The sequence below is a fragment of the Streptomyces pyxinae genome (assembly GCF_024756275.1).
Lineage (GTDB): Bacteria > Actinomycetota > Actinomycetes > Streptomycetales > Streptomycetaceae > Streptomyces > Streptomyces pyxinae.
In genome coordinates this window covers 698919-718696 of the sequence record NZ_JANUGQ010000001.1, presented here as the reverse complement: position 1 = coordinate 718696, position 19778 = coordinate 698919, and the positions used below count along the sequence as shown (strand labels likewise).

22 protein-coding genes are annotated in these 19778 nt (G+C 70.8%); 11 read left to right on the top strand and 11 right to left on the bottom strand.

Features of this window, described 5'->3' with window-relative positions:
• The first annotated feature begins 3 nt into the window (after nucleotides 1-3).
• The 3 genes from NX801_RS03050 to NX801_RS03040 all read left to right on the top strand — a co-directional run bounded on the left by NX801_RS03050 (nucleotide 4) and on the right by NX801_RS03040 (nucleotide 3403).
• A complete protein-coding gene (locus tag NX801_RS03050; RefSeq protein ID WP_258785152.1) occupies nucleotides 4-1086 on the top strand; it encodes an ABC transporter ATP-binding protein in 1083 nt (360 codons plus the stop codon).
• 10 nt (nucleotides 1087-1096) lie between these two features.
• Nucleotides 1097-1756, top strand: coding sequence for a DUF1707 SHOCT-like domain-containing protein (locus tag NX801_RS03045; protein ID WP_258785151.1), 660 nt, complete (start codon nucleotides 1097-1099; stop codon nucleotides 1754-1756).
• A gap of 297 nt (nucleotides 1757-2053) precedes the next feature.
• Nucleotides 2054-3403, top strand: coding sequence for a DUF445 domain-containing protein (locus NX801_RS03040; RefSeq protein ID WP_258785150.1), 1350 nt, complete (start codon nucleotides 2054-2056; stop codon nucleotides 3401-3403).
• A 104-nt stretch (nucleotides 3404-3507) separates the two neighbouring features.
• Here NX801_RS03040 and NX801_RS03035 read toward each other — a convergent pair whose 3' ends face one another.
• Genes NX801_RS03035 through NX801_RS03025 form a run of 3 tightly spaced genes read right to left on the bottom strand, consistent with a single transcriptional unit; the run spans nucleotide 3508 to nucleotide 4577 of the window.
• A complete protein-coding gene (locus NX801_RS03035; protein ID WP_258785149.1) occupies nucleotides 3508-3810 on the bottom strand; it encodes a hypothetical protein in 303 nt (100 codons plus the stop codon).
• Nucleotides 3811-3854: 44 nt separating this feature from the next.
• Nucleotides 3855-4049 carry a hypothetical protein gene (locus NX801_RS03030; RefSeq protein WP_258785148.1) on the bottom strand — a complete coding sequence of 65 codons (195 nt, stop codon included), beginning with the start codon at nucleotides 4047-4049 and terminating at the stop codon, nucleotides 3855-3857.
• A gap of 60 nt (nucleotides 4050-4109) precedes the next feature.
• Nucleotides 4110-4577, bottom strand: a complete 468-nt coding sequence (locus NX801_RS03025) for a hypothetical protein (RefSeq protein WP_258785147.1) — start codon at nucleotides 4575-4577, stop codon at nucleotides 4110-4112.
• 192 nt (nucleotides 4578-4769) lie between these two features.
• Between NX801_RS03025 and NX801_RS03020 the strand changes: the two genes are divergently transcribed.
• On the top strand, nucleotides 4770-5192 hold the full coding sequence (locus NX801_RS03020) for a hypothetical protein (RefSeq protein WP_258785146.1): 423 nt from the start codon (nucleotides 4770-4772) through the stop codon (nucleotides 5190-5192).
• Between the two features lie 97 nt (nucleotides 5193-5289).
• Here the strand turns inward: NX801_RS03020 and NX801_RS03015 are convergent, their stop codons facing one another.
• Both NX801_RS03015 and NX801_RS03010 read right to left on the bottom strand, forming a co-directional pair.
• On the bottom strand, nucleotides 5290-5742 hold the full coding sequence (locus NX801_RS03015) for a HEPN domain-containing protein (protein WP_258785145.1): 453 nt from the start codon (nucleotides 5740-5742) through the stop codon (nucleotides 5290-5292).
• A 22-nt stretch (nucleotides 5743-5764) separates the two neighbouring features.
• Nucleotides 5765-6973, bottom strand: a complete 1209-nt coding sequence (locus tag NX801_RS03010) for a DUF262 domain-containing protein (RefSeq protein ID WP_258785144.1) — start codon at nucleotides 6971-6973, stop codon at nucleotides 5765-5767.
• Between the two features lie 500 nt (nucleotides 6974-7473).
• Here NX801_RS03010 and NX801_RS03005 point away from each other — a divergent pair, with 500 nt between their 5' ends.
• On the top strand, nucleotides 7474-8736 hold the full coding sequence (locus NX801_RS03005) for a DNA cytosine methyltransferase (protein WP_258785142.1): 1263 nt from the start codon (nucleotides 7474-7476) through the stop codon (nucleotides 8734-8736).
• Here the strand turns inward: NX801_RS03005 and NX801_RS03000 are convergent.
• The 4 genes from NX801_RS03000 to NX801_RS02985 form a co-directional block, all read right to left on the bottom strand.
• Nucleotides 8647-9120 (bottom strand): very short patch repair endonuclease, encoded by a 474-nt coding sequence (locus NX801_RS03000; RefSeq protein ID WP_258785141.1) that lies wholly within the window; start codon nucleotides 9118-9120, stop codon nucleotides 8647-8649. The genes NX801_RS03005 and NX801_RS03000 overlap by 90 nt on opposite strands.
• A gap of 22 nt (nucleotides 9121-9142) precedes the next feature.
• Nucleotides 9143-10114 (bottom strand): NaeI family type II restriction endonuclease, encoded by a 972-nt coding sequence (locus NX801_RS02995; protein ID WP_258785140.1) that lies wholly within the window; start codon nucleotides 10112-10114, stop codon nucleotides 9143-9145.
• Nucleotides 10115-10235: 121 nt separating this feature from the next.
• Nucleotides 10236-10712, bottom strand: a complete 477-nt coding sequence (locus tag NX801_RS02990; RefSeq protein WP_258785139.1) for an excalibur calcium-binding domain-containing protein — start codon at nucleotides 10710-10712, stop codon at nucleotides 10236-10238.
• Between the two features lie 155 nt (nucleotides 10713-10867).
• Nucleotides 10868-11821 carry an SEC-C domain-containing protein gene (locus tag NX801_RS02985; RefSeq protein WP_258785138.1) on the bottom strand — a complete coding sequence of 318 codons (954 nt, stop codon included), beginning with the start codon at nucleotides 11819-11821 and terminating at the stop codon, nucleotides 10868-10870.
• 342 nt (nucleotides 11822-12163) lie between these two features.
• Here NX801_RS02985 and NX801_RS02980 point away from each other — a divergent pair, with 342 nt between their 5' ends.
• The 5 genes from NX801_RS02980 (at nucleotide 12164) to NX801_RS02960 (ending at nucleotide 16397) form a co-directional block, all read left to right on the top strand.
• Entirely contained in the window at nucleotides 12164-12376 is a 213-nt protein-coding gene (locus tag NX801_RS02980; RefSeq protein ID WP_258785137.1) for a DUF3311 domain-containing protein, read from the top strand.
• The gene (locus tag NX801_RS02975) at nucleotides 12373-13971 is read left to right on the top strand and encodes a sodium:solute symporter family protein (protein WP_258785136.1); all 1599 of its coding nucleotides are present in this window, start codon (nucleotides 12373-12375) and stop codon (nucleotides 13969-13971) included. The genes NX801_RS02980 and NX801_RS02975 overlap by 4 nt, the downstream gene beginning before the upstream one ends.
• Nucleotides 13972-14006: 35 nt before the next feature.
• Entirely contained in the window at nucleotides 14007-14306 is a 300-nt protein-coding gene (locus NX801_RS02970) for a DUF6412 domain-containing protein (RefSeq protein WP_258785135.1), read from the top strand.
• A gap of 359 nt (nucleotides 14307-14665) precedes the next feature.
• On the top strand, nucleotides 14666-15421 hold the full coding sequence (locus tag NX801_RS02965; RefSeq protein ID WP_258785134.1) for a YidC/Oxa1 family membrane protein insertase: 756 nt from the start codon (nucleotides 14666-14668) through the stop codon (nucleotides 15419-15421).
• A gap of 118 nt (nucleotides 15422-15539) precedes the next feature.
• A complete protein-coding gene (locus tag NX801_RS02960; RefSeq protein WP_258785133.1) occupies nucleotides 15540-16397 on the top strand; it encodes a fumarylacetoacetate hydrolase family protein in 858 nt (285 codons plus the stop codon).
• A gap of 350 nt (nucleotides 16398-16747) precedes the next feature.
• Here NX801_RS02960 and NX801_RS02955 read toward each other — a convergent pair whose 3' ends face one another.
• Together NX801_RS02955 and NX801_RS02950 are read right to left on the bottom strand one after the other, a co-directional pair.
• A complete protein-coding gene (locus NX801_RS02955; protein WP_258785132.1) occupies nucleotides 16748-17233 on the bottom strand; it encodes a heme-degrading domain-containing protein in 486 nt (161 codons plus the stop codon).
• Nucleotides 17230-18354, bottom strand: a complete 1125-nt coding sequence (locus tag NX801_RS02950) for a Gfo/Idh/MocA family oxidoreductase (protein ID WP_258785131.1) — start codon at nucleotides 18352-18354, stop codon at nucleotides 17230-17232. Before NX801_RS02950 ends, NX801_RS02955 begins: the two co-directional genes overlap by 4 nt.
• A gap of 54 nt (nucleotides 18355-18408) precedes the next feature.
• On the opposite strand from NX801_RS02950, the gene NX801_RS02945 reads away from it, so the two are divergent.
• Nucleotides 18409-19587: an ROK family transcriptional regulator gene (locus NX801_RS02945; protein WP_258785129.1), complete on the top strand. Its 1179-nt coding sequence runs from the start codon at nucleotides 18409-18411 to the stop codon at nucleotides 19585-19587.
• Nucleotides 19588-19778: the final 191 nt, after the last annotated feature.

Here is a 19778-nt window from a genome sequence, read left to right as displayed (position 1 = left end):
CCCATGGACGACGAGCACCCGGACGGCACACCACCGAGCGGCCGGCCTCCCCTCATCCACCTCCACCAGGTCGAGAAGGTCTTCGAGGTACGCCGCGGAGCGGGTCTGCTGCGACGCGAGAAACACCAGGTCCGCGCGGTCGACGGCATCAGCTTCCAGGTCGGGCGCGGCGAGATGGTCGGCTACATCGGCCCCAACGGCGCCGGAAAGTCAACCACCATCAAGATGCTGACCGGCATCCTCACCCCCAGCGCCGGCCGGCTGCGGGTCGCCGGCATCGACCCGTCCCGCGAGCGGACCCGGCTGGCGAGCCGGATCGGGGTCGTCTTCGGGCAGCGTACGACCCTCTGGTGGGACCTTCCGCTGCGCGACTCCTACCGGCTGGTCCACCGGATGTACCGGGTCCCGGACGCCCGCTTCCGGGAGAACCTGGACCGCTGTGTGGAGCTGCTCGACCTGGGCGCCCTGCTGGACGTGCCGGTCCGCCAGCTGTCGCTGGGCCAGCGGATGCGCGGTGACATCGCCGCGGCCCTGCTGCACGACCCCGAGGTGCTGTACCTGGACGAGCCCACGATCGGTCTGGACGTGGTGTCCAAGGCCCGGGTCCGGGGCTTTCTGCGCGACCTGAACGCCGAGCGCGGCACCACGGTGCTGCTCACCACCCACGACCTGACCGACATCGAGCAGCTCTGCTCACGGGTGATGGTCATCGACCACGGGCGCCTGATGTACGACGGGCCCCTGAGCGGCCTCCACGAGGTGGGCGAGAGCGAGCGGACCCTCGTGGTCGACCTGGAGCGCGAGCTGCCGCCGATCGTCCTGGACGGCGCCCGTACGGTACGGGTCGAGGGCCCGCGCCAGTGGCTGGTCTTCCCGGCCGCCCGGTCGGCCGCCCCACTGGTGGCCCGGCTGGCGGCGGAGTACCCGCTGGTGGACCTGTCGGTGCGGGAGCCCGACATCGAGGCGGTGATCGCCCGGATGTACGGCGAGGGACAGGCGCCCGTCCCCGGAGCCGCCGACGGCCCGGCCGGTCCCGGGGAGGCCGCCGTCACCGGCGGGGAAACCCCGGCGCGCCGACCTGACTAACCTTGTTCGCATGACGAGCGAACTGCCCGAGATGCGGGCGTCGGACGCGGAACGCGAGCGGATCGCCGAGCGGCTGCGGGACGGCCTCGCCGAGGGCCGGCTGGACATGCCGGAGTTCGAACAGCGGCTGGAGGCCGCCTACGCGGCCCGCACCCGTGGTGAGCTGGAGCCGCTCGTCCGCGACCTTCCGGAGACGGAGACGACCGCTCCGGCCCCCGGGGCGTACCCGGCCCGTTCCGGTCTGGTCGGCGGTCCGGCCACCTCGCGCGGCGCCTTCGCCTTCTGGGGCGGCTTCGGGCGGCGCGGCACATGGACGGTGGCCCGGGACTTCAAGGCGGTCGTCCTCCAGGCGGGCGGCGAGATCGACCTGCGCGACGCCCGGTTCGAGGCCGGGCACACCGTGATCCGGTGCTTCGCCGTGATGGGCGGCATCCAGGTGACCGTACCGCCGGACCTGGACGTCGAGGTGCGCGGCTTCGGCCTGATGGGCGGCTTCGACGACCGGGGCTCGGGCGAGGGCGCCCCGGGTTCGCCGCGTGTCACGATCACCGGCTTCGCCCTGATGGGCGGCGTCGGCGTGGTCCGCAAGCGCCGAAAGAGCGACAAGCGGCCGGCCAAACGATCCGGCGAGCGTCCCGGTGAACGCCCCGGCAAGGAGCTCACCGACTGACCCCGCCCCGGGGAGCCGCCGGGAAACCCGTCCCGGGAACTCGGTGTGCGCCCCGGGAGTCCGTGAGACACGGGGACAGAGGGACAGGTGGATAACCGGACACCGGACATCAAGCGCCGGAGATCGGACACCGGACGGCCGGCGCGGGTACCGGACAGGGGTGGCACCGGACCCCGACCAGCGGGCCCGGAGCACCGGACACCGATCACCAGGCATCGGACTCCGGACTCCGGACAACAGACCACCACCACGAACGACGGGGACGACGACCCCGGGGCAGGCGGACGGGTGAAGCGCATGAACCGTACGAGCACGACCGACGAACCGGCGGCGCCCGCCGGCGGGCCCGCCCCGCGCCGACCCGGCCCGTCCGCGCCCGCCGCCTTCTCCTACACCCCCGCCGACGAGGAGAAGCGCCGGGGCGTACGCCGGATGAAGGCCACCGCCACCGGTCTGCTCCTCCTGGTGGCGCTCATCTACGTCCTCGCCACCTGGGCGCGGAACTCCGGGATCACCGGCTGGCCCGGCTATGTCGCCGCGGCGGCGGAGGCGGGCATGGTGGGCGCGCTGGCGGACTGGTTCGCCGTCACCGCCCTCTTCCGCCGGCCGCTGGGCCTGCCGATCCCGCACACCGCGATCATCCCGACCAAGAAGGACCAGCTCGGGGCCTCCCTCGGGGACTTCGTGGGCGAGAACTTCCTCTCCACCGGTGTCGTACGCACCCGGCTCGGCGCCCTCGCCGTCGGCCGCCGGGTCGGCGCCTGGCTCGCCGAGCCCGCCCACGCCGACCGGGTCACCGCCGAGCTCTCCACCGCCCTGCGCGGCGCGCTCACGGTGCTCCGCGACCGGGACGTCCAGGCGGTCGTCGGAGAGGCGGTCACCCGCCGGGCCGAGGCCGCGGAGATCGCGCCCGGCCTGGGCAAGACCCTTCAGAAGGTCGTCTCCGACGGCGCCCACCACCGGGCCGTCGACCTCGTCTGCGCCCGCGCCCACGACTGGCTGGAGACCCACTCCGGCTTCGTGATGGACGCCGTCCAGGGCGGGGCGCCCGGCTGGACGCCCCGGTTCGTCGACAAGAAGGTGGGGGAGCGGGTCTACAAGGAGCTGCTGCGCTTCGTCACCGAGATGCGGGACATGCCCGGTCACCCGGCGCGCGGCGCCCTGGACCGCTTCCTCTCGGACTTCGCCGCCGATCTCCAGGGCGACACCGACACCCGCGCCCGGGTGGAACGCCTCAAGTCGGAGCTGGTGGCCCGGCCGGAAGTCCAGGACATCATCGCCTCGGCCTGGTCCTCGGTCCGCGCCATGATCCTCTCGGCCGCCGAGGACGAGCGGAGCGAGCTGCGCCGGCGTGCCCGCGCCTCCCTGATCCGCCTCGGCACCCGCCTGGCCACCGACGCCCGGCTCCAGGCGAAGGCCGACGGCTGGCTGGAGGACGCCGCGGCCTACGTGGTCTCGACGTACCGCACCGAGATCACCTCGCTGATCACCGACACGGTGGCCGGCTGGGACGCCGATCAGACCTCCCGGAAGATCGAGGCCCACATCGGCCGCGACCTCCAGTTCATCCGGATCAACGGCACCGTCGTCGGCGCCCTGGCCGGTCTGCTGATCTACACCCTGTCGCACGCCCTCGGCGGCGCGTGAGCCGGGCGGGCACCCGGTCCCCGCCCGGCCGGGCGCCCACCCGCCTCGGGGGAGGCGTCCTTCGTACGTACGGCCCCGCCGCCCCGTTCAGCGGCGATCGGCGCCTAGCGCTTCTTCCGGTCCACCGCCCACGAGGCCGCCGCCATCGCGCCCGCCACCGAGAACACCGCGGGCCAGGCCCCGACCTTCTTGGCCAGCGGATGCGACCCGGCGAAGGCCGCCACATACGCCGCGCTCAGCCCTGCCGCCGCCCCGTTCCCGCTGTTCCTCCGCCACTCCCGCGCGGCCACCGCCCCCGCCGCCGCCAGCGCCACCCCGCCGAGCGGCCGCTGCTTCGTCCACCGCGCCACCGCGTACCCTCCGACCAGTCCACTGGCCGCCACCACCGCCGCCGGAACCCGCACCATCACCGCACCCGCCCTTCTTCCGCCACTTGTCCGTCAGCCCGAGGCTAACGCGACCGCCCCGCACGCCTGCGCCGCCCCCGAACCCCGACGAGCACGCAGAGAACGAGGGTGGTCGTCGCGATCACCCAGAACAGAACCTGGTCCGACAGCTCCTGGTAGAGCGAGTCGGGCAGCAGTACGCCGAGGACAACCGGTACGACCAGGCCCGCCACCATGCCGCTCAAACAGACGATCAACATCCATCGCAGAGTCCGTGACTGCGCCGAGTTCAACGGGCCGTCGGCCATGAGACCCCCTCTTCACTTGGTGATGTAGTGGCACTGGGAGGCACGCTTCTTGCCTCCCGCGTGGAAGTCCGCACATGCCTTGCCGTAGTGCTTCAACGTCCGCCTGGTCTTGTCGACACGGCCGATCGAGCCGAGCCAGTCGCACCGGTAGTGGGCCTTCCCCCTGCTGACCTGGTAGGCGCGTCCATTGCTGTCCACGTACCGCCAGTCGATGCGCCAGTTGCACCACTTGCCGCCCGCTGTGTCACCGCCGGCGACATCCTGCACCGATGCCTCCTGCCGCGTGATCCGCTTCCCCGAACCCTGGATGTAGTGGCCCAGCGTGGTCACCGGCGCGCAGACGTTCTGTCCCCGGAACTCGTAACAGACGCCCACCACCTTCGCGTACCCCACCGCGCTCGCCGCCGCCGGCTCCGCCGTCATGGCGATCAGCCCGCCGGCTGCCAGGACCGTCTGGACGCACTTCACAACTCGGTTCAACAGGGGCTCCGTTGCTCGCACAGGACCGTGACGTGCTCCAAGATCCCAGCGCACCGAGACGCAGAAAGCTTACTGTGACGTACTCGTTACAGCAGGTAGTCACTGAGGGTGATGCAGAACCCTTCCTGCCATCACTTGGTAACAGCGGCCCCGCCCACGCGTACGTACCGCCCCCGCGAGACAGACTCCCTCGTGCTCCCCACCCCCGAAACGCTCGCGGCCGACCCGCTGGTCACCGCCCAGGACGGTGTCGCGACCGTTCACCAGCTGATGGACCTGGGCTGTGCCGCCTCGGTCATCGCCACCCACTGCCGCCCGGCCGGCCCTTGGCGGCGACTGCTGCCCCGGGTGATCCTGCTCCGGACCGAGCCGCCCACCCTCCGCCAGCGCCTGCGCGGAGCCCTCCTCTACGCCGGCCCCGACGCCCTCCTCACCGGCCCGGCCGCCCTCGCCCTGCACCAGGGCACCCTGCCCACCGACCTCCCCCATGTCGACGTCCTGGTCTCCACCGACCGCGCCCCCCGCACCCATGCCTACGTCCGCGTCCACCGCACCCACCGCCCGGTGCCGCGCGTGGCGGTGGAGGGCTTGGCGTGTGCGCGCCTGCTTGGGTGAGCCCCTCGCCCAAGCAGGCGCGGTGGAAATACGTCTGGACTCGGCCTTAATTGATAGCCAGCGAACGACTGGTTGGGTATTTCTGAGGATGAATTCGTTACCGGACGAGCATGCGTATGACTACCCATGAGTGGATGTCATCCACGAGCCTCTTGTAGGTTGCGACGTTGAGTTGCCCTCCCCTATAGCTATGGCCGTGCGCGACCTTGTTCCGCACGGCCATAAGCGCACCCAGTGAGTTCCGGCGCTCATCTGCCGAAAGGAAATCGTCTAGGTCCGTCTTCCAAGGATCCCCAAACCGTCCAATCAGTTTTTCCAAAGCGTCTGGAGTCAGGTTTGGGGCTTTCTTGTAAAAAGACATGGCAAAATTCTTAGCCGGTCCTCCAGTCGCACTGGAGACGAAGCCGCTTATTGCCTCGAACATCAACTGTTCAAGGTAGCCAGACAGACGGATGCACATGTACTTGTGCAGATCCTCCTGCAAAGGAATGTCTACTGCAGTCAAGCCTGCCCTGTATCGATTGTACGAGGAGTCCAGTTCTGACTTCATGGAAAGAACCCGAGTGCGGGCGCTACTCCGATTCGTTGGCAAGAGGTTCCCCTTGAAATGCCTTACTAGCCAAGGAAATGCGCGCACTTACCTGCTCGGTGTGAGAGGTGCTTTCGGATACCGCATCTTGATACTTAGAGTTGGCGAGAAGACGGCTCAGTGCTGCGTCAACCTGCGGAGCTGTAATCTCGTGGCCGCAGTTCAGAGCGAACATGAGTCCCACTAGAACTGCGTCTGTGTGGGCGGCATTTACTTGGGTGCCTCGAATTCTAAGTGCCTCGCGCCCGCGAGCCTCATCGAGAAGCCGGACTGCCGACGTGAAAGTTTCCTTGATTACTTCCGCGTTGTGAGGAAGTTGATCCTGATTGATTTCAAGATAGTCATTAAGGAATCGTGCCATCGGAGGGCGGAATACGTGAGAACCTCGCGCAGTAGGCGCGAGTGAGATCGCACGGAGAATTAGCTCATGATCTTTCAAGTCTCGATTATGAGGGCCGAAGAGGTTTCGCCAGTTTGGATTCTGGTTCAAGTCGCGCACAAAGTTTACGGTTGCGCCCGCGTACAAGGCGACGCGGATCTGCTGCGGCTTCAGGTTAGTTCCACCGCTGTTAATTCTTTCAAAAAGAGAATAAACGCCTCGCTTACCCTCTGCCCCCTTTGGGACGACGATAGTTGCTTGAATGAAAGTATTATCGAAGAGGCGCTGTGAGGTAGGTTCCAGATTTTGGTATGTGTGTCCCTTGAACTCGTCTCCTACATATCTCAACGCGAACCTGCTGAGGCCGCGGGTTGACCGGTATTGTCCTGTCTTGAATGCTTGAAGCGTAGTGAGGCGCTGCTGACCGTCAAGGATTAGGTATCGTCGATCCTGTAGTTCCACAAGGAAGATTCCAGGGACAGGGTAACCAAGCAGGATAGATTCGATAAATCTGTCCATCTGCTTCTTTTTCCAGACGAGACCTCGCTGGAAACCCTCGAATCCTGCGATATCATCCGCTGCAAGCGGTTCAAAAGTGGGGATTATGAAGGTTCCGTTGTCCAATCGCTTGACTAGGCCGTCCACGTCGAAGTCCGCCCCGAAGTACCGGAGAGCGTCGTCTGCTCGAATCGGCTCCCGATCGATTTCCTCGCCTTCAAAATCCAGAACGTCTGATTCGGTAGGGACTTGACTCTCTTCAGGATCCTCGGACTCCGGAGTTGCCTCGATCACAGGGCCTGCGCTGTCTGCCATGGCGCAAGACTAGCTGGGGGCTGGTCAGCCCGGGGGCAGATCGCGAAAGTTGATAGCCCCGTGATGCGAGGGATCACTTGCCGTCAAAGCCGGCCCGGCCGGAGGGGGGACTGCCAGCGTTGCTGCTGGCCGAAGGGGCGTCGACGTCAGGACAAGGGAACGACGGGAACACCGACGGATCTGCGAGGTGGGCCACCGATGAGGGCTTTGCCCTGGTGGCGGCCGCGGTAGGGCCCAAGCCGGGGCGAGATGAGGAACCGTTGACTGCTTAGGCTGTGGGGACATGCGAGAACGGAAGCTGCTCTGACGCGAGCATGTGCCGACGCCCTGGCGCGGCGGTGACGCGACGGCTCCGCCCACTGTAGGCTCTAGCGCGTCGCGTAGAGTGTGTTACCTCTGGTGACTGACGTCCGGGTGTTGCGCGAGAGCAGCCTGTGGGCTGCTGTCAGTGGTGAGTGCGAGACTTGCGCGTCCGAGTCACGCCGCACCTGGAGGAGCCAATGGAAGCCGACCGCAAGCTGACCTCAATTGAGATCTGTGCGGGTGCCGGTGGCCAAGCCGTGGGGCTTCACCGAGCTGGCTTCCGGCACCTCGCTCTTGTTGAGATCGACAAGCATGCTGCCGCCACCCTGCGCCACAATGTGCAGAATCGGCCGGAGTGGCAATGGGAGAAAGAGCATTGCCTCATCCGGGAAGGCGACGTCAAGGAATTCCGTCCTCTGGATGAGGTTCTGGTTGCACCGGGCGTTCTCCCGGATAATGAAGAATCCTCGATGGGTGATGGTGGACGCGGGGAGGATTCGGGGAAAAGGAGTATCAGGCCCGGTGACCTTGATCTCCTCGCTGGTGGAGTCCCTTGCCCGCCTTTCTCATCTGCGGGGCTCCAGCTTGGCCGGGAAGATGAGCGAGATCTCTTCCCTCGAATGCTCGACCTTGTGGAAGAGCTTAAGCCCCGTGCGGTTATGATCGAAAATGTCCGAGGGCTTGTCGAGCCGGGACATAAGTTTCTCTATTATCGCAATCACATCAAGAACCGGCTCCGCAAGGCCGGATATGTGATTTGCGGCTGGCGAGTGCTTGAAGCGAGGGACTACGGAGTGCCCCAGCTCCGACCTCGTGCGATCCTGGTCGCCATCCGTGAAGACCAGTACCGGGGGTTCGACTGGCCCGAGCCCCGGGGGAGGGTCGAAACTGTTTATGAAGTTCTGGAGCCTTCGATGAAGAGGCGTCTCGGGGGTTCGGACTCTCCCCGGTTCAAGAAGTGGGAGGAGAGGGCGCGGCTCGGCGGCGTGGCGCCCACCCTGGTCGGGGGGTCCAAAAGGCATGGTGGTGCAGACCTGGGTCCCACCCGTGCGAAGAAGGCTTGGGGCGAGCTCGGCGTAGACGCCATGGGCGTTGCTAATGACGAAGCGGATATGGTGGACCCGGGGCGCGACCTGGGTGACCTGAAAACAGGCCCCAAGTTGACTGTCGACCAGGCCAAGCTCATTCAGGGATTTCCTGATGACTGGAATTTCGTCGGCGGAGGAAAGACGGCCCGCTACCGACAGGTGGGGAATGCCTTCCCGCCACCTGTCGCCGAGGCGGTGGGCGAGAGCATCAGGGAAGCGCTCTCCCGGACCGGGCCAGTGTGGGAGGACCCGAGTCCGGACTTCGAGCCTGAGGATGACCCGTCACTCGTCGCTGCGGAGCTTCCCCTCCAGGAGACGGTTCCGACGCTCGAGGACGACGCTGAGAACAGTGCTCGCGCACTGCTCAGCTGACTCGTGCTCCCAGAAGCGGAGCACGGTCCAGCCGGCCTCGGCCAGGCGGCGGTCGGTGTCACGGTCGCGGGCCATGTTGCCCGCGACCTTCTCTGACCAGTAGCCGGAGTTCGTCCGGGGCGCTATGTAGTGCTCGGGGCAGCCGTGCCAATAGCAACCGTCCACGAAGACCGCGACCTTGGTGGGCCTGAAGACGATGTCCGCTGTCCGGCGCAGGCCGGGCAGCGGTTTGGCGGCCACGCGGTAGCGGAGGCCCTGCGCGTGCAGCATCTGGCGGAGCGTGCGTTCTGGCTTGGTGTCCCGGCTGCGAATGGCCTGCATGTTGCGGCGCCGCGCGGCTGAGGACGCCCACGATCCTGCGGGCGGCTGCCACTCGTCTGACATAGCGATTCCTGCTTCAGGGGGCCTAGCGGGGCGGAAGGACAGGTGCTGCTGCGGGTGTTGGCTCGGTGCATTCGACGGCTACCCAGAGGGAGCCTCCGATCTCGGCGGCCGGGCGGGTTTCGCCTTCCGGCAGCGCTGGAGCTACCCGGAAGCTCACGAATTCACCGCGCTGCGGAACGGGGCCGCCGAGCGCCTGGGCGACAGCCCGATGGCTCGCTGCCTCGCCGGTGATGATGATTCCCTCGGGGCGGAGGGCTGGCCGGGCCCGGGACCTCCCCCCGTCGTCCCGCACGCGTGCCATGTAGTCCGACTGCTGGGCGAGTGTCCGGATGACATTGCGGTCGATCCGCTTCTGGAGGACTTTCCGGAATAGTTCATTTACCCGCTGCTGGCCGGAAGGCTTGGAGAGGATTTCCGTTCGCCGCTCGCTGTCGAGATGCAGCAGCAGGTTTTCCTTCAAAGGCTGCCGGTACCAGATCCACGTCACCATCGTGTGGTGCTGCCGCGTCAGCCTGAATTTCCCGTCCCGGTTTCCCCGCTTGGTGACTTTCCCGCTCATGGTCAGCTTCTGCTTGTCCGCGCGCAGCAATCCCGCGCTCCAGATCTTCTTGTGATCGTCTGCCCACACGACCAGGCAGATCTCTCCCAGTGCCTCTGGGGGGATCATCCAGCCGTATTCGGTCTGTGAGAACTTGCAGTCTACCTCTATACCCTCGATAAGGTAGTCCAGGTCATCTCCGCTGGCCAGTCCGAATTCCCGCAGCAGGTTGATCTCTACGAGTGTCCCTGCATGGGTCTTTTCGGTCTTGTGCAGATCGTTCCAGTCATAACGGCCCGTGTTCTCTCCGTCGAGTAGCTGATCGATGGTGCGGCGGAGTATCTGGGCGAAGCGGCTCCCGTCCGGATCCTTCGTCATGAAGTACTGGCGGACCAACTGCACCTGTGGATCGCCATGATCCGTCTGGAAGAGGTCCTGGGAATCGAACAGGGTCAACTCGCTTGCTCCTCCGCGATGGGGCGCACTGCCCTTAAGAGACGACTGAGAGAAGCATAGGAAAGGTCCCCGGTGCGCTGTGGCAGCAGCCCCTGCCCACCGGGGGCCTGAAGCGGGCCGGTCAGCTTTCGCAGCCGGTGCCGTCGCCGTCGCGGTCGAGGTGGGGGCCGTAGCCGGGGTCGCCGCGGTGGACGGGGGCGGCGCCGGCGGCTCGGGCGGCGGAGCAGTTCTTGTAGTAGGTGGAGGAGGCGTCGGAGCCGCTGTCGTCCGAGGTGGTGTAGTCCTCGGCCGGGGCCTCGTGGGTGGTGGTGACGGTCGTGGTGGCGCGGACGGTCCTGGTGACGGTGGGCGCGGGTGCCGCGGCCGGGGTGGAGGTGACCGTGACGGCGGGGGCCGGGCGCGGGGTGGCGGTGACGGTGGCCGTCGCTGTGGCGGTCACCGTGGCCGCGGGGGCGGCCTTGGCGGTGGAGGCCGAGGACTCGTTGGTCAGGGCGCCGCAGCCGGAGCCGATGAGGAGGAGCAGCAGGCCGCCCGCCCAGACCCGCTTCATCTTGTGCAGCGGGCGCGGGGCGGGCGGCTGGGCGTAGGCGTTGGTCATGGGTCCCCCTCAGGGCGCGTGACAGCAGGCGCGTGACAGCGGTGTGGGGGGTGCGGACGAATGTACTCCGGTGAGGGAGGGGGTGTGAGGGGTTTGGGAGAAGTGGGGGAGAGGAGGGTGGGGGAGTGGGGGGCGGGTGCGTTGAACCGGGTCGGTCAGGGGGTGCCGTGGCACTGGGCGTAGGGGCGGTCCGAGCCGCACCAGCAGGGGGCGGTGCGGAGCGGGGGCCAGGGGGTCGCCCGGCCACGCGCGGCGAGGGTCGTGGCGTACTGGGGGAGCAGGGTCGGGTTGGCCGGCGAGGCGGCCTCGGAGGCGGCGAAGGCCTCGTACGACGGCACCGTGCCACGGACGACGCCCAGGTTCGGGGTGCCGGCGGCCGCCAGTTCGCGCAGCGCGGCCTCGATGCCGGCCAGGTGCTCCGCGTGCGTCGGGTACTCGGACTCCAGCTCCGGGTACGCGGCCAGCAGCTCGGCCAGCTCACCGGTCGGCCAGAGCAGCAGCGCCACCGGGAACGGCCGCGACAACGCCGTCCGGTAGGTGCCCAGTTCGCTGCGGAGCCGGGTGATCTCGGCGGCCAGTTCGGCCGGGTCCGACGAGCCGAGCGCCCAGACCCGCTTCGGGTCGTGGAGCTCGTCCAGCGGCACCGTGCCCCGGTGCAGCCGGTCGGCCAGCACGTCGTGGTCGTCGTGGCCCAGGCCCAGCAGGCGGCGCACCCGGTGCCGCCCGGCCAGCAACGACTGGGCCGGGTACGGCACCTCGTCGTCCGCCGAGGGCACCAGCGCCTCGACGGCACGGCTGAACACCTCCTGGGCGGCCTCCAGTTCGTCGTGCGCCTCCAGGGCCTCGGCGGCGACCTGCCAGGCACCCGCGTCGGCCGGGGGCAGCGCCCGGATGCCGTCCAGGATGGCCCGGGCCTCGGCCTCGTGGCCGTACTCCCACAGGTTCGCGGCCTTGAGCGCCTTGATCAGTTGCGGGTTCTCGGGCGAGCCGGAGAGCAGGTCGTCGTAGAGGACGGTCGCCCGGGGGCGGTCGCCCGCCAGCTCCAGATGGGCGGCGGCCCGGAGCAGCAGCGGCTCCCGGTCGCCCGGGTACTGCCCCGCGGTGCGCAACAGGCGCTCGGTCTCCGCGACATGATCAGGGCCGTGATCAGGGCCGTGGTCGGGGTTGTGATCAGGACCGTGGTCGGGGCCGTGCTCGGGGCCTTTGCCGGGCCCGTGCTCAGGACCGTTGCCGGGCCGGTGGCCGGGATCGCCACCGGGTCCGTGGCCGGGCCCGCGGCCCGGGCCGCGAACCGGACCCCGGCCGGCTCCGCGACCGAAACCGTCGGCGGCTCCGCGTCCGGGACCGCGATCCGGGCGGTGATCCGGGCCGTGGTCCATGCTGTGATCGGCAGGGGTGTCGGGGCGCATGCGCAATACCGTACTGCTGTGCGTGCGCGTTAGGGTCCGGTCGTGATCAGACAAAGGTCCCGTTTGTGGTGGCTCCTCGTCCCGTTCGTGCTCTTCGCCGGGGCCCTGCCGCTGGTGAACCGGGTGGAGCCGGTGATCGGCGGAGTGCCGTTCCTGTTTCTCTGGCTGTTCGGGGCGACGGTGGTCACCCCGGTCGCCGTGGGGCTCGCCCACCGGGGCCGCCGCGCGGGCGGAAGGCCGGGCGGCAAGCGATGAACGGGGTGGTCGCGACCTCCGTGGTGGGGGTCTTCCTGGCCGGCGCCGTGCTGGTGGGGCTGCTGGCGGTGCGTGGCCGGGGCGGCGGCACCGGCGGGCTGGCCGAGTGGTCGGTGGGCGGCCGGAGCCTGGGCGCGGTCTTCATCTGGGTGCTGATGGCCGGCGAGGGCTACACCAGTTCCAGCTATCTCGGCGCCGCCGGCTGGGGCTACAACTACGGCGCTCCGGTGCTCTATGTGGTCGCCTACATGTCCTGCGGCTACGCGGTCGGGTATGTCGTCGGGCCGCTGCTCTGGGGGTACGCCCGCCGCCACGGGCTGGTCGGGATCACCGACATGGTGGCCCACCGGTACGGGCGGCCCTGGCTGGGCGCGGCGGTCGCGGTGCTGGCGACCGTCTTCCTGCTGCCGTACATCCAGCTCCAGATCACCGGCATGGGCGTGGTGCTGGCCACCGTCTCCTACGGGGCGGTCGGGCTCGACACCGCGTACTTCCTCGCCTTCCTGGTCACCACGGCGTTCGTGGTGGTCAGCGGGCTGCGCGGCAGCGCCTGGGTGTCGGCGCTCAAGGACGCCCTGGTGGTGCTGACCCTGGCCTTCCTCGCGGTCTACGTCCCGGTGCACTACTTCGGCGGGTACGGGGAGTTCCTCGGCCGGCTGGTCGCCGAGAAGCCGGACCGGCTGACCCTGCCCGGCCACGGCGGCCAGTACGGCACCGCCTGGTTCGCCTCGACGACGGTGCTGAACGCGCTGACCGTCGTCATCTTCCCGACCACCGTCGCCGGTTACCTCGGCGCCCGCTCCGCCGACGCGTTGCGCCGCAACGCCATCTGGCTGCCCGCCTACAACGTGCTGCTCTTCGTGCCGATGCTGCTCGGGCTGGCGGCGGCGTTCGTGGTGCCGGGGCTCACCGGCGCCGACTCCAACCTCGCGCTCTTCCGGCTGGTCACGGACTCGCTGCCGGCCTGGGCGGTCGGGCTGATCGGAGTGGCGGCGGCGCTCTCCTCGATCGTGCCCATGGCCGTGTTCATGCTGGTCATCGGCACCATGTGGGGGAGGAGCGTGCTCTCCCTGGTGCCCCGGCTGCGGCACCGCGAGAAGGGCGCGGCGCAGCTGGTGGTCGTGGTGGCCGGCGGACTGGCGCTGATCATGACCTATGCGGCGCCCACCACCCTGGTGCGGCTCTCGCTGGTCTCGTACGAGGGGATGGCCCAGTTCCTGCCCATGCTGCTGCTCGGCCTGGTCTGGCGGCGGCTCACCCTGGCCGGCGCGGTGAGCGGCCTGGTGGCCGGAGTGGCCCTGGTGTGCGGGCTGGTCTTCACCGGGCGCGACCCGGTGTGGGGCGTCAACGCGGGGGTGGTCGCGCTGGCACTCAACCTGGCCGTCGCGCTGGCCGTCACCCGGGCCGGTCCGCGCGACCGTGACGAACGTTCCGACGAGGAGGTGCTCGCCCGGAATCCCGAGGAGTATCGGGAACCCGAGGAGTATGTTGAGCGTCCATCAGGGCAGACGGGAATCACTCGTCGGGGTTCTTGTCGAGGGACCGGTGAGGCGGCCCGCAAGGACCCGGACGGTGGCCGGTGCGGCCCCCCGTGACCCGGGGGGCCGGAGCGAGGGAGAGGAGGCAGGCGATGGTGAAGCTGTTGAGGTCCACCGGGCCGGTGCTGCTGCTGCTCGCCGGCCTGTTGCTGATCGACGGCAGCCCCCTGTCCACCGCCTTCGCGCTCGCCGCGACCGCCGCCGCCGGCGCCGCGCTCGTCGCCTGCGCCCTGGTCAGTGCCCGTACGATCCCGGTGGTGCCGCCGCAGCGCGTGCGCACGGCCATCCGTGACCGGGAGCAACGCACGGCCTTCCTGCCCCAGCGCGATCCGGACGCCTCCGGTCGCCGCCGTCCCCGAGCCCCCGGACGGCCGCTTCCGACGGCCGCGTAGGGGCCCCGCGTCCGGACGTTCGCCGTCCCCGGACGCGAGATCTCCACTGATCGCCCGCTTGCCCGCCCGCCCGTTCGCCCCCTTGCCCGCAGGGCTCCCGGGGCGCTTGGGGGACTTGGGGCTTCTCCGGGCTTTCCCAGGGCGTGCCGCCCGCGCAGGCCCGGTGCCTCCGTGTGGCCCCGCGCCGTCCGTCGTGTGTCGACCCGCAGTTCGTCACTCCCCGAGACGTACGCCCTGTCGGGCACGCCCCGTCGCGCATGCCCCGTCGGGCACGCCCGCCGCGCCCGCACCCGCGCCCTCGCGCACGCCCGGTCGCGTACGTCGCGTCGCCTACGACGAGACCCCCGGAGGGCTCAGCCATGTCCGTTTTCGCCTCCCTCTTGGAGCAGCTCTCCGCGCTGCTCCAGCCGTTCTTCCCGGCCTCCGCCACCGCCGCCGCCATCGTGCTGTTCACCGCGCTGGTCCGGCTCGCCCTGCTGCCGCTCTCCCGGGCCGCCGCGCGCGGCCAGCGGGCCCGCGCCCGGCTGGCGCCGCGCATGGCGGAGCTGCGGAAGCGGCACGCCAAGGACCCCGAGCGACTGGCGCGGGAGGTGCGGAAGCTGCATGTCGACGAGGGGGTGTCGCCCTTCGCGGGGGTGCTGCCGAGTCTGCTCCAGGTTCCCGCGTTCCTGCTGATGTTCCACCTGTTCGGCGGCGGGCGGACGAGCGGGCACCAGCTGCTGGGTGCGCCGCTCGGCGGCCGGTGGGCGGACGCGCTCGGGGACGGCGGGCCCCTCGGCGCGGCCGGCCTGGTCTACCTGGGGCTCTTCGCGCTGGTGGCGGCTGTGGCGACGTACTCGTACCGGCGCGCCAAGCGGGAGCTGGCGGACCTCCCGGTGGCCGGGATGCCGGGTGCCCGGTTCATGCCGCTGCTGTCGTTCGGGACGCTCGTCACGGTGGCCGTGGTGCCGCTGGCGGCGGCGCTGTACGTGGTGACCAGCACCACCTGGACCGCCGCCGAGCGCGCGGTGCTGTACCGGAAGCCCCGCGGCGAGCCCGGCGCGCCCGGGGTCACCGGCGAGCCCGGCGGGCCCGGGACCCCCGGTGATCCCGGCAAGGCGGCTACCGCCCGGTAAGGGTCCACTGGGTGAACCGGGTCTTGCGGGGGGCGGGGCGGCCCCTGGAGGATCGGCCGATCCTCCGATGGCCGCACCCCATCGGCCGGAGCTCCACTCCGACCACAGGGAGAAGACCATGAAGCTGCTGCGTGTCGGGCCCGCGGGGGCCGAACGTCCCGCGCTGCTCGATCCGGACGGGACGCTGCGGGACCTCTCCGCGCTCGTCCCGGACATCGACGGGCCGTTGCTCTCGGACGCCTCCGCCCTCGACCGGATCCGGGCGGCCGCCGCGGCCCGGGTGCTGCCCGCGCTGGACGCCACCGGGCTGCGGATCGGGCCGCCGGTCGGCCGGATCGGCAAGGTGGTGTGCGTGGGGCTGAACTACCACGGCCACGCAGCTGAGTTTGGGGCTCCGGTCCCGTCCGAACCGGTGCTGTTCCTCAAGGCGGCGGACACCGTGGTGGGGCCGGACGACACCGTGCTGGTGCCGCGCGGCAGCCGGAAGACCGACTGGGAGGCCGAGCTGGCGGTGGTGATCGGCCGGACCGCCCGCTATCTGGAGTCGGCCGGGAGCGCGCTCGCGCACATCGCCGGGTACGCGCTGGCGCACGACGTCTCCGAGCGGGAGTTCCAGAACGAGCGCGGTGGCACCTGGGACAAGGGCAAGAACTGCGAGACCTTCAACCCGCTGGGGCCCTGGCTGGTCACCGCCGACGAGGTGCCCGACCCGCAGGCGCTGGAGCTGCGGCTCTGGGTGAACGGCGAGCCGATGCAGCACGGCCACACCTCGGACCAGATCTTCCCGGTGGCCGAAGTGGTGCGCTACATCAGCCAGTTCATGACCCTCCACCCCGGTGACATCATCAACACCGGCACCCCGGGCGGCGTCGCCCAGGGCCGGCCCGAACCCCGGCCGTATCTGCGCGCCGGGGACGTGGTCGAGCTGGAGATCCCCGGACTGGGCCGCCAGCGCCAGGAGTTGAAGGCCGCCTAGCCGGCGACCGGGACCCGCCCCGGCCCCGAGCCGCCCGGACCGGAGCGCGGGTCGTCCCCGGTGGTCGGGTGCCGGCCCCGGGGCCGTCCGGACCGGAGCGCGGCCCGACCCCGGTGGTCGGGTGCCGGCTCCGGGTCGTTTGGGCCGGAGTGGGGCCCGACCCCGGCGGTCCGGTGCCGGCCCCGTGTCCCGCTCCGGAGTGAAGCCGTACGGCTCCGAGGGGCGTCCTCCCCGCCCTCGGAGCCGTACCGCCGGGCACCCTGCCGACGCCCGCCCAAGACCGCCCCGCGCCACCGAACGCGGGCCCGGCGGGCCCGGGGGGCCCGGGGGCCACCCGGAGCCACCCCGGGTCACCCGGCCAGGAAACGCTCCAGGGCCTCCACCACCAGGGCGTGGTCGGCCAGTTGGGGCAGGCCCGAGACGGTGACCGCGCCGATGACACCCGCGCCCGCCACGGTGAGCGGGAACGAGCCGCCGTGCGCCGCATAGGTGTCCGGGTCCAGCCGGGAACCCTCCTCGAAGGTGCGGCCCTTGGCCCGGAAGCGCGCGCCGACCAGCAGCGAACTCTCGCCGTACCGCTCCACCACCCGGCGCTTCCGGTCGATCCAGGCGTCGTTGTCGGCGCTGGAGCCGGGCAGGGCGCAGTGGAACAGCTGCTGGGCGCCCCGCCGGATGTCCACCGCCACCGGCGCACCGCGCTCCCGGGCCAGCTCCACCAGCAGCGAGCCGAGCGCCCAGGCGTCCTCGTGGGTGAAGCGGGGGAGCGCCAATCGAGCCTGCTGTGCCTCCAGTTCGGGCACCGAGGGCTCCGTCGGGAGGGGTCGGGCGGCCGTCACAGCGTCACCGCCACACCCTCGCGGGCCGAGCGGCGCGCGGCCTCCAGGACGTCCAGCGCGGCGGCGGCCTCCAGCGCGGTCACCGGCGGGGGCGTGCCGTCCCGGAGCGCGGCGGCCACGGCGGCGTAGTAGGCGGGATAGTCACCCGGCAGCGTGGGCACCGCACGGCCGCCGCCGGTCAGCGGCGACTCGCCCGCGCCGAGGTGGCCCCACAGCGACTCGTCCTCCACGCCCCAGGGGGATCCGGGCGCCGGGCGCTCGCCGCTCCGGAGCGCCGCCTCCTGCGGGTCCAGACCGTACTTGACGTAGCCGGCGCGCGAGCCGAGCACCCGGAAACGCGGCCCCAGTTGGGCGGCGGTGGCACTCACATACAGATGCGAGCGCACCCCGCCCGCGTGGGTGATCGCCAGGAAGGTGTCGTCGTCGGCCTCGGCGCCCGGGCGGCGCACGTCCGACTCCGCGTAGACCCGCACCGCCGGGCCGAACAGCACCAGCGCCTGGTCCACCACATGGCTGCCGAGGTCGTAGAGGAGACCGCCGATCTCCTCGGGCGCGCCCGACTCCCGCCAGCCGCCCTTGGGTTGCGGCCGCCACCGCTCGAACCGGGACTCGAAGCGCTGGACCTCGCCCAGCTCGCCCCGCTCGACCAGCTGCCGCAGGGTGCGGAAGTCGTTGTCCCAGCGGCGGTTCTGGAAGACCGAGAGCAGCAGCCCGCGCTCCTCGGCGAGCGCCGCCAGCTCGCGGGCCTCGGCGGCCGTGCCGGCCAGTGGCTTGTCCACGACCACCGGAAGGCCGGCCTTCAGGGCGGCGGTGGCGAGCGGGACATGGGTCTTGTTGGGGGAGGCCAGGACCACCAGGTCGAGTTCGTCCGCCCGGTCCCACAACTCCTCGGGCGCGTCCGCGAACCGCGCACCCGGGTGCTCGGTGCCGGCCTGCTCCCGGCGCTCGGGACTGGCGGTGACCACGGTGTCCAGGGTCAGGCCCGCGGTGGCGGCGATCAGCGGGGCGTGGAAGACCGAGCCCGCCAGGCCGAACCCGACCAGGCCGACCCGGAGATCGCCCCTGGTGTCGGCAGGAGCGGCGTCGGCGGTATGGGGTGAGGGAGAGGTACCGGTATGCATGTCCGCCACTTAAGCAACGCTGTTGCGTTAGTGCAAGCGGGCACCGACACTGGGATGGTGAACAGCTCCTCCGGACCCGCCTCCGCCGCCGGCCGTCCCTTCGCCTCCCGCCCCGGCCGACCGGGCGGCAACCTGCCGGCCCTGCGCAGTCACAACACCGCGCTCGTCCTCGGTCTGCTGCGGAGCGCGGGCCCGGGCGGGATCAGCCGGCGGGAGCTGGCCGGGGCCACCGGGCTCACCCCGCAGGCGGTCAGCAAGATCACCGCCCGGCTGCGGGACGAGGGGCTGGCCGCCGAGGCCGGGCGCCGCGCCTCCACCGGCGGGAAGCCCCCGACGCTGCTCCGGCTGGTCCCGGAGGCCGCCCACGCGGTGGGACTGCACCTGGACCGGGACGAGCTGACGGCGGTGCTGGTCGATCTGGCCGGGACGCCGGTCGCCGCCCGGTCCGCGCCGCTCGACCTGGGCGCCGGACCGGCCGAGGTGACGAACGCCCTGGTGACGGCGGTGACGGAGATGGTGACGGCGGTCGGGCCCGGGACGGCGACGGGGGTGGAAGCCCGGGCGGCGCTGGTCCGGGGCGGCCGGGTGCTGGGGGTGGGCGTGGCCATGCCGGGGCCGCTGGACCACACGGCGGGGGTGCCGCACCGGGTGACCGGCTACCCCGAGTGGGACGGGTTCCCGCTGCGGGCGACCCTGACCGAGCGGCTCGGGCTGCCCGTGGTGCTGGACAAGGACACCAACGCGGCCGCGCTGGGCCTGGCGCTGCGCGGCGGGGCGGCGGACTCGTTCGCCTATCTGCATCTGGGTACGGGCCTGGGCGCGGGACTGGTGCTGGACGGGGTGCTGCACCGGGGGGCGCGGACCGGGGCGGGCGAGTTCGGCCACCAGACCGTCCAACTCGACGGGCCGCGCTGCTCCTGCGGCGGACGCGGCTGTCTGGAGGCCCTCTGCCTGGGTGCGGTGGCGCGCGGCGACCGGGCGGGGGCGGCCCGGGTGCTCGGCGCGGGCGCGGCCAATCTGGTGAGCCTGCTCGACATCGACCGGGTGCTGCTGGGCGGCCGGGTGGTGGCGGCCGACGCCGGGACCTTCGTACGCGGAGTGGCCGCCGTCCTCGACGACCGGGCCCGCCGGAGCGGCGCCGCCCCGGTCCCGGTCGCCCTGGCGGACGAGGCGCCGCACCCGGTGGCCGAGGGGGCGGCCCAGCTGATCCTGGCCCCGGTCTTCGGGCAGTAGGGCCCGTGGCCGCCCGGTCCCACCCCGCGCCGTCCACGGGAGCCGTCCACCGGGGTCGTCCACGGGAGCCGTCCACCGGGGTCGTCCACGGAAGGCGTCCACCGGAGTCGTCCAGGGGGCCGTCCACCGGGGTCGTCCACGGGAGCCCTCCACCGGAGCCGTCCCCACCGGGGTCGTCCACCGGAGGCATC

What these genes read in the sequence shown, in the direction of transcription:
- NX801_RS03050 (WP_258785152.1), top strand. Translation starts at nt 4, where the DNA reads ATGGACGACGAGCACCCGGACGGCACACCACCGAGCGGCCGGCCTCCC.
- NX801_RS03045 (WP_258785151.1), top strand. Translation starts at nt 1,097, where the DNA reads ATGACGAGCGAACTGCCCGAGATGCGGGCGTCGGACGCGGAACGCGAG.
- NX801_RS03040 (WP_258785150.1), top strand. Translation starts at nt 2,054, where the DNA reads ATGAACCGTACGAGCACGACCGACGAACCGGCGGCGCCCGCCGGCGGG.
- NX801_RS03035 (WP_258785149.1), bottom strand. Translation starts at nt 3,810, where the DNA reads ATGGTGCGGGTTCCGGCGGCGGTGGTGGCGGCCAGTGGACTGGTCGGA.
- NX801_RS03030 (WP_258785148.1), bottom strand. Translation starts at nt 4,049, where the DNA reads ATGTTGATCGTCTGTTTGAGCGGCATGGTGGCGGGCCTGGTCGTACCG.
- NX801_RS03015 (WP_258785145.1), bottom strand. Translation starts at nt 5,742, where the DNA reads ATGAAGTCAGAACTGGACTCCTCGTACAATCGATACAGGGCAGGCTTG.
- NX801_RS03010 (WP_258785144.1), bottom strand. Translation starts at nt 6,973, where the DNA reads ATGGCAGACAGCGCAGGCCCTGTGATCGAGGCAACTCCGGAGTCCGAG.
- NX801_RS03005 (WP_258785142.1), top strand. Translation starts at nt 7,474, where the DNA reads ATGGAAGCCGACCGCAAGCTGACCTCAATTGAGATCTGTGCGGGTGCC.
- NX801_RS03000 (WP_258785141.1), bottom strand. Translation starts at nt 9,120, where the DNA reads ATGTCAGACGAGTGGCAGCCGCCCGCAGGATCGTGGGCGTCCTCAGCC.
- NX801_RS02990 (WP_258785139.1), bottom strand. Translation starts at nt 10,712, where the DNA reads ATGACCAACGCCTACGCCCAGCCGCCCGCCCCGCGCCCGCTGCACAAG.
- NX801_RS02975 (WP_258785136.1), top strand. Translation starts at nt 12,373, where the DNA reads ATGAACGGGGTGGTCGCGACCTCCGTGGTGGGGGTCTTCCTGGCCGGC.
- NX801_RS02970 (WP_258785135.1), top strand. Translation starts at nt 14,007, where the DNA reads ATGGTGAAGCTGTTGAGGTCCACCGGGCCGGTGCTGCTGCTGCTCGCC.
- NX801_RS02965 (WP_258785134.1), top strand. Translation starts at nt 14,666, where the DNA reads ATGTCCGTTTTCGCCTCCCTCTTGGAGCAGCTCTCCGCGCTGCTCCAG.
- NX801_RS02960 (WP_258785133.1), top strand. Translation starts at nt 15,540, where the DNA reads ATGAAGCTGCTGCGTGTCGGGCCCGCGGGGGCCGAACGTCCCGCGCTG.
- NX801_RS02950 (WP_258785131.1), bottom strand. Translation starts at nt 18,354, where the DNA reads ATGCATACCGGTACCTCTCCCTCACCCCATACCGCCGACGCCGCTCCT.
- NX801_RS02945 (WP_258785129.1), top strand. Translation starts at nt 18,409, where the DNA reads ATGGTGAACAGCTCCTCCGGACCCGCCTCCGCCGCCGGCCGTCCCTTC.